2 protein-coding genes are annotated in these 1,448 nt (G+C 64.2%); both read right to left on the bottom strand.

The window, feature by feature from the left end; translation table 11 throughout:
• Nucleotides 1-667, bottom strand: a 667-nt coding sequence (gene phoP, locus K8556_RS38785) for a two-component system response regulator PhoP (protein ID WP_223745171.1), incomplete at its 3' end; no start/stop codon positions are given.
• Between the two features lie 79 nt (nt 668-746).
• Complete coding sequence (locus K8556_RS38790; protein WP_003082431.1) at nt 747-1,349, bottom strand: outer membrane protein; 603 nt, start codon at nt 1,347-1,349, stop codon at nt 747-749.
• Nucleotides 1,350-1,448: the final 99 nt, after the last annotated feature.

Consider the following 1,448-nt stretch of genomic DNA (forward strand, 5'->3'; position numbering starts at 1 on the left):
GCTCGGTGAACAGGTAGCCCTGGCCGCGCACCGTATCGATCGGCTTGAAGCCGCCGCAGGCCTCCAGCTTGCGCCGCAGGCGGCCGACCAGCACCTCGATGACGTTGGCGTCGCGCTCCTCGTCGTCGGGATAGAGCTGTTCCATCAGGCGTTCCTTGGCCACCACCTGCTGGTGATGCCGCATGAGGTATTCGAGGATGCGGTATTCGTAGGCGGTCAGCGCCACCGGTTGCTCCTCGACCAGCGCCTGCTTGCGGTTCAGGTCGAGGACCAGGGGGCCGGCCTCGATGGTCGACTGGACGAACCCCGAGGAGCGTCGCAGCAACGCGTTCAGGCGCGCTTCCAGTTCCTCGAACTGGAACGGCTTGACCACGTAGTCGTCGGCCCCGGCGGCCAGGCCTTCGACCTTGTCCTGCCAGTTGCCGCGGGCGGTGAGGATCAGGATCGGGAAGGACTTGCCCTGCGAACGCAGCTCGCGGATCAGGTCCAGGCCGCTCATGCCCGGCAGGCCGAGGTCGATCACCGCCAGGTCGTGGTGGTATTCGCTGACCCGGTAGAGGGCTTCCTCGGCATCCGGTACCGAGTCCACCACGTGCCCCTGTTCACCCAGGCGGGTATAGAGGTGGTGGCGCAACAGCGCCTCGTCTTCCACTACCAGCAGTTTCATGAGGTTCCTCCGGATGAGATGCGGCCGGACCTTCCGGCCCGGCCATCGAAGCATGCCCTCGCGGGCGCTGCGCGGTCATTTAGAACTTGTAGTTGGCGCCCAGGTAGAATTGCGAGCTGCTGTGCAGGTCCAGGGAGCCCAGCTTGTTGCCGCCATGCGGGGTCATCTCGGTGCTGGCGTTGGTGCGCAGGTAACGATAGCCGCCTTCGATCGAGGCATTCTTGCTCAGCTCCTGCAGGATACCGGCCTGCAGCCCGGCAGCGTAGCCGACATCGCTGTCGCGCTTGAAGCCCTTGCCGTCCTGTTCCAGCTTGACCAGGCCGAGGGTGGCACCGCCGAACAGCTTGGTGTTGTTGTCGCCGATCGGCAGGAAGGCGTCGTAGCTGCCGAGCAGGTTCTGCTGGCGCAGCTTGTTGCCGCTGCTGGTGTCGGAGATGTTCTCGTAGGTCGCGTAGTAGCGGCCCTGCTCGAACTGCTGGCCGGCGCGGATGCCCCAGGTGCCGGTGTTGTCGATCACCTTGTCGAGGTTCGGGCTGTTCAGGTTGCGGTTCAGCGACTTGGATTTCTGGATGTTGTTGCTGGTCTCGCCCCAGGTCAGGCCGACGAAGTTGTCGGCGGCCTGGACGCCGGCGGCGGAACCCAGCAGGGCGGTGGCGATGAAGAGAGTCTTGAGTGCTTTCATGGTGTTTCTCCGTTCTGCGAGGCCGTGATTAGCCTGATGAGGAGATAATCTGAAGAGTCCGACTGCTTGGTCTCTCAGCTTACCTGCTGGCCTCGCGAC

It is taken from the genome of Corallococcus sp. AS-1-12 (assembly GCF_020036995.1).
In the GTDB taxonomy this organism is placed as follows: Bacteria; Myxococcota; Myxococcia; order Myxococcales; family Myxococcaceae; genus Corallococcus.

Bases quoted from the DNA above. Each gene is read 5' to 3' on its own strand.
- K8556_RS38790 (WP_003082431.1), bottom strand. From the start codon at position 1,349: ATGAAAGCACTCAAGACTCTCTTCATCGCCACCGCCCTGCTGGGTTCC.